The sequence below is a fragment of the Streptomyces ficellus genome (assembly GCF_030406405.1).
GTDB classification, from domain to species: Bacteria; Actinomycetota; Actinomycetes; order Streptomycetales; family Streptomycetaceae; genus Streptomyces; species Streptomyces ficellus_B.
In genome coordinates this window covers 1-5,230 of record NZ_JAUEPL010000073.1, presented here as the reverse complement: position 1 = coordinate 5,230, position 5,230 = coordinate 1, and the positions used below count along the sequence as shown (strand labels likewise).

Annotated in this window: 6 protein-coding genes and 1 pseudogene; 2 read left to right on the top strand and 5 right to left on the bottom strand. The window is 74.8% G+C overall.

Annotated elements, in window-relative coordinates:
• From panC to QWM81_RS28935, 3 genes are all read right to left on the bottom strand, one after another.
• Positions 1–789: pantoate--beta-alanine ligase (gene panC, locus QWM81_RS28945; RefSeq protein WP_290115463.1), on the bottom strand; the 789-nt coding region annotated here is incomplete at its 3' end.
• Complete coding sequence (locus tag QWM81_RS28940; protein ID WP_290115461.1) at positions 786–1,742, bottom strand: Rossmann-like and DUF2520 domain-containing protein; 957 nt, start codon at positions 1,740–1,742, stop codon at positions 786–788. The genes panC and QWM81_RS28940, both read right to left, overlap by 4 nt.
• A gap of 123 nt (positions 1,743–1,865) precedes the next feature.
• Entirely contained in the window at positions 1,866–2,087 is a 222-nt protein-coding gene (locus QWM81_RS28935) for a hypothetical protein (protein WP_290115460.1), read from the bottom strand.
• A gap of 99 nt (positions 2,088–2,186) precedes the next feature.
• On the opposite strand from QWM81_RS28935, the pseudogene QWM81_RS28930 reads away from it, so the two are divergent.
• Positions 2,187–2,285, top strand: a pseudogene (locus tag QWM81_RS28930) (DUF5937 family protein); the annotation flags it as partial.
• A 102-nt stretch (positions 2,286–2,387) separates the two neighbouring features.
• On the opposite strand, the gene QWM81_RS28925 reads toward QWM81_RS28930, so the two are convergent.
• Both QWM81_RS28925 and QWM81_RS28920 read right to left on the bottom strand, forming a co-directional pair.
• Positions 2,388–3,068, bottom strand: a complete 681-nt coding sequence (locus tag QWM81_RS28925) for a response regulator transcription factor (RefSeq protein WP_290115459.1) — start codon at positions 3,066–3,068, stop codon at positions 2,388–2,390.
• Between the two features lie 19 nt (positions 3,069–3,087).
• A complete protein-coding gene (locus QWM81_RS28920; RefSeq protein WP_290115458.1) occupies positions 3,088–4,287 on the bottom strand; it encodes a sensor histidine kinase in 1,200 nt (399 codons plus the stop codon).
• Between the two features lie 99 nt (positions 4,288–4,386).
• Between QWM81_RS28920 and QWM81_RS28915 the strand changes: the two genes are divergently transcribed.
• The coding region (locus QWM81_RS28915) for an SAM-dependent methyltransferase (protein WP_290115457.1) at positions 4,387–5,230 on the top strand (844 nt) is incomplete at its 3' end.

Below are 5,230 nucleotides of genomic sequence, written 5' to 3'. Positions count from 1 at the left end.
CCACGCGGTGGCCGCCGCCGCGTGGGCGTCGGCGGCCGCGCGCGACTCGCCGAGCCGGGACAGGGCCTCGGCGCGGCTCTCGGAGGTGGGCAGCGTCTCGGCGCGGGCGAGCAGCGCCGCTTGCGCGGCGAGCCGGTCGCGGGCGGCGAAGAGGGCGGCGGACAGGGCGAGGGCGGTGCGGCGCTCGGCGGGCGACAGGTAGCGGTTGCGGCTGGAGAGGGCGAGGCCGTCGGGCTCGCGCACGGTCGGGACGCCGACGATGTCGACCGGGAAGTTCAGGTCGCGGACCATGCGGCGGATCAGGGCCAGCTGCTGGGCGTCCTTCTGGCCGAAGAACGCCACGTCGGGGCGGGTGAGGTGGAGCAGCTTGGCGACGACGGTGAGCATGCCGTCGAAGTGGCCGGGGCGGGAGGCCCCTTCGAGGCGCTCGCCCATGGGGCCCGCCGCGATCCGGACCTCGGGGGCGCCGCCGGGGTACACCTCGTCGGCGGACGGGGCGAACACGGCGTCCGCGCCAGCCTCCTGGGCGGTCCTGAGGTCGGCGTCCAGGGTGCGGGGGTAGCGGTCGAGGTCCTCGCCCGCGCCGAACTGGAGCGGGTTGACGAAGACGGTGACCAGGACGTACCCCTTCGTGCCGACGTGCCGGCGGGCGGCGCGGATCAGGGTCGCGTGGCCCTCGTGGAGCGCGCCCATCGTCATGACGACGGCGGTACGGCCCCGGGGCGCGGAGTGTTCGAGGACGTACTGGAGGTCGTCGCACGTCGGGATCAGTTCGAAGTCGGGGCTCATCGGCCGCTGTCTCCTTCTGCTCCGGCGGAGCCGTCCGCTCCCGGGGAGCCGTCCACTCCTGGGGAGCCGTCCGCGAGGACGCCGAGCAGGTCCTGCGCGAGCTCGGGCTTCAGTACGCCGTGGGCGAGGGCGCGGTCGGCGGTCGTACGGGCCATGGCCAGGTACCCGGCGACGGTCGCGGGCGCGTGCTTGCGCAGCTCGGCGACGTGCGCGGCCACCGTGCCGGCGTCACCGCGCGCGACGGGCCCGGTGAGGGCGGCGTCGCCCGAGCGCAGCGCGTTGTCCAGGGCGGCGCCGAGCAGCGGGCCGAGCATCCGGTCGGGGGCGGCGACCCCGGCCTGCCGCAGCAGCTCCATGGACTGGGCGACGAGCGTGACCAGGTGGTTGGCGCCCAGCGCGAGGGCCGCGTGGTAGAGCGGGCGGGCCGCCTCCTCGATCCACTCCGGCTCGCCGCCCATCTCGATGACCAGCGCCTCGGCGGCCAGGCGCAGCTCGTCGGGGGCGGTGACGCCGAAGGAGCAGCCGGCCAGCCGCTGGACGTCGACGCTGGTGCCGGTGAACGTCATGGCGGGGTGCAGGGCGAGCGGGAGCGCGCCGGCGCGGCGGGCCGGGTCGAGCACGGCCGTGCCGTACCGCCCGGACGTGTGGACCAGGAGCTGCCCGGGACGTACGGCTCCGGTTTCGGCCAGGCCCTGGACCAGGCCGGGCAGGGCGTCGTCGGGGACGGTGAGCAGGACAAGCTCGGCGCGCTCCAGGACCTGGGCGGGCGGGACCAGGGGGACGTCCGGGAGCAGCTCGGCGGCGCGGCGCACGGAGGCGTCGGAGACGCCCGAGACGGCCACCGGGCGGTGTCCGGCGAGGCGCAGGGCGGCGGCCAGGGCGGGCCCGACCCGGCCGGCGCCCACGACACCGACGGTGAGCCGGGCGGGGCGGTGTTCTGTTGATGCGTTCACTCGTCGACGGCCTTCCGTTCCAGTCCGCGGGGGGTACCGGACGATTCTTCGTCATGCTACGCCAGCGTTACGTGGTGCTACCTGGCCGTCCACAGGCGGTGGACGGTGGTGTGATGATCGGCCTTATCGGCGCGTGGGACGGAGGCGGGCGCGCCATCCCAGGCGCAGGCGCAGACGGAGCGCGCCCGGGCTCGCCGGGCGCCCCGCGAGGACCGAGGTGAAGCGGCGGTGCTCGCGGGCCGCGCGCAGCACCGGCCAGTCGTCGCGGCCCGGTGGTGGCGGGGGCGCCACGCCGTGCCGGGCCGCCCGGTGGAGGTCGAGCATGTGCTGTTGCGTCACGTTCATGTACGCCACCCTCCGCCTGCCCGCCGGTCGCCTGCCCGCCGATTGACGAGGCCCGTCAAATGGCGCGAGGCGCGCCCCGCGACCCCTCACCATGGGGTCGTGAGCGTGACCATCGACATCACCGGACTGCCGCCCGAGCGCATCGTCTTCGAACCCTCGCCCCTCGCCGAGCTGGGGGTGGCGCTGCACGCGCTGGCCGTCACCGCGGTGGCCCGGATCGGCGGCGACTTCCTGGAGACGGTGCTGCGCTGAGCGGTCCACGGACGGGCCGGACGGGCCGTCGGTCCAAGGAGCGGTACGTCAGGCTCCGGCCGCTCCGCCGCCCGCCCGTACCAGGCCCGTTTCGTAGGCGAGGACCACGACCTGGACGCGGTCGCGCAGTGCCAGTTTGGTGAGGATGCGGCCCACGTGGGTCTTGACCGTGGCCTCGGACAGGACCAGCCGGGCCGCGATCTCGCCGTTCGAGAGGCCCTGGGCGACCAGCATCATGACCTCGCGCTCGCGTTCGGTCAGCTTCTCCAGCGTCGTGTTGCGCGGCTCGCCGCCCGTGGCCGGCAGCATCGGGGAGAAGCGGTCCAGCAGCCGCCGGGTCGTGGAGGGCGCGACGACCGCGTCGCCGCTGTGCACGGAGCGGATCGCGCTGAGCAGCTCGCCCGGCGGGACGTCCTTCAGCATGAAGCCGCTGGCGCCCGCCTTCAGCCCGGAGAACGCGTACTCGTCCAGGTCGAAGGTGGTGAGGATGAGGACCTTGGGCGCGTCGGGATCGGCGCAGATGCGGCGGGTCGCCTCGACGCCGTCCAGCCTGGGCATCCGTACGTCCATCAGCACCACGTCGACGGCGGTGGACCGGAGGATGTCGACGGCCTCCGCCCCGTCGCCCGCCTCCGCCACGACCTCCATGTCCGGCTGGGCGGCGAGCACCATACGGAAACCGGTGCGCAGCAGCACCTGGTCGTCGACGAGCATCACACGGATGGGCATGCGGGGGTCCTTAAGGGAGTCAGTGGGCGGGCTTGAGGGGAAGCAGGGCGCTGATCCGGAAGCCGCCGCCCGGCCGCGGCCCGGCGTCCAGGGTGCCGCCGACCATACCGACCCGCTCGCGCATGCCGATGAGCCCGTGGCCCCGGCCGTCGGCGCCGCCGTCCTCGTAGAGCTCGTGCGCCGCGCCCCGGCCGTCGTCCTCGACCAGCAGGCCCAGCCCGTCGTCGAAGTAGACCAGCCGGACGCTCGCCCCGACGTCCGGGCCGCCGTGCTTGCGGGTGTTGGTCAGCGCCTCCTGGACGATGCGGTACGCGGTCAGCTCCACGCCGCTCGGCAGGGGGCGCGGGGTGCCCTCGATCCGGAAGTCCACCGCCAGGCCCGCCGCGCGCACCTGTTCGACGAGCTCCCCGATCTGCTCGACGTCGGGCTGCGGCACGTAGTCCTCGGAGTCCTGCGGCTCACCGGTGCGCAGGATGCCGAGCAGCCTCCGCATCTCGGCGAGCGCCTGGCGGCCGGTGGTCGAGATGGTCTCCAGGGCCTGTTTGGCCTGGTCGGGCGAGCTGTCGAGGACGTACGCGGCGCCGTCGGCCTGGACGACCATGACCGAGACGTTGTGGGCGACGACGTCGTGCAGCTCACGGGCGATCCGGGCGCGTTCGGCGGCGACGGCCACCTTCGCCTGGGCCTCGCGCTCCTTCTCCAGGCGGGTGGCGCGCTCCTCCAGCTGCGCGAAGTAGGCGCGGCGGGTACGCAGGGAATCGCCCAGCACCCAGGCGAGGATGAACGGCACGGTCATCACGATGGTGAAGAAGATCCGGCCGGGGGTCGAGACGTTCTCGACGGGCCAGCGCAGCTGGGACAGCGGCGCCGCGCTCGCCCCGCCGACCAGCGCCAGGCGGGACGCCCAGCGCGGGCCGTCGTGGGCGGCGACGGTGTAGATGGCGACGAGCATCGCGAAGTCGGCCGGGTTGATCGCGATGTCCAAGGCGAGCTGGGCGACCCCCAGGGCCGCCGCGAGGACCAGCGTCTTCTCGGGCGCGCGGCGGCGCAGCGCCACGACCAGGCAGAGCAGCAGCACGATCGCGGCGGCGACGAGACGCGGCTCGGCACCGACCGGTTCCTGGACCACCCACAGCATGGAGAACCCGAGGAGCATCACAGCCCAGAAACTGTCGACGCCCGTGGGGTGTCTGCGGATGAAGTCATAGAGGCGCTGCACGTAACCCAGCGTAGGGAAGCCGGATAGGTGCATGGGTCAACCGGAGGGGCGATCCATGCGGCGGAGGCGTACTCCGCAAGGTGGAGACTTGTTCCCGTGATGGATGACACCGGTCAAGGGCGTGGTCAAGGGCGTGGTCAGTGGCGGGGCTGGCGGGTGGCTGCCGAGACGGCTCTGTACGGGCCTGACGGCTTCTACCTGCGCCCCGAGGGCCCCGCTGGGCACTTCCGTACCTCGGTGCACGCCTCGCCGCTGTTCGCGGGCGCGGTGGCCCGGCTGCTGACGCGAGTCGCGCAGGAGCTGGGCACGGACGAGGTCGCGCTGGTGGATGTGGGGGCGGGGCGGGGCGAGCTGTTGACGGGCGTGCTGGCCGCCGTGCCGGAGGGGCTGCGGGTACGGGCGTACGCCGTGGAACGCGCCGCCCGGCCGGCGGGGCTGGACGAGCGCGTCTCGTGGCGGCCGGACATCCCGGCTGGGGTGCGCGGGCTGCTCTTCGCGAACGAGTGGCTGGACAACGTCCCGGTGGACGTGGCCCAGCTGGACGAGGCGGGCACGCCCCGGTACGTGGAGGTCGCGCCGGACGGCACCGAACGGCTCGGCGCGCCCGTGACAGGCGCCGACGCCGAGTGGCTGGCCCGCTGGTGGCCGCTGCGGGAGCCGGGCGAGCGCGCCGAGATCGGCCGCCCGCGCGACGAGGCGTGGGCGCGGGCGGTGGCCTCCCTGTCGGCGGGGCTGGCGGTCGCGGTGGACTACGCCCACACGGCGGGCGCCCGGCCGCCCTTCGGGACGCTGACGGGCTTCCGCGCCGGCCGGGAGGTCCCCCCGGTGCCCGACGGCTCGTGCGACCTCACCTCCCACGTGGCCCTGGACGCCTGCGCGGCCTCAGGCGCACGGGCGGCGGGCGCGGGCGGGGCAGCGGGCGCGGGCTCGGCGGCGGGCGCGG

Excerpts from the sequence above, each read along its gene's own strand:
- QWM81_RS28935 (WP_290115460.1), bottom strand. The coding sequence starts at position 2,087 with ATGAACGTGACGCAACAGCACATGCTCGACCTCCACCGGGCGGCCCGG.
- QWM81_RS28925 (WP_290115459.1), bottom strand. The coding sequence starts at position 3,068 with ATGCCCATCCGTGTGATGCTCGTCGACGACCAGGTGCTGCTGCGCACC.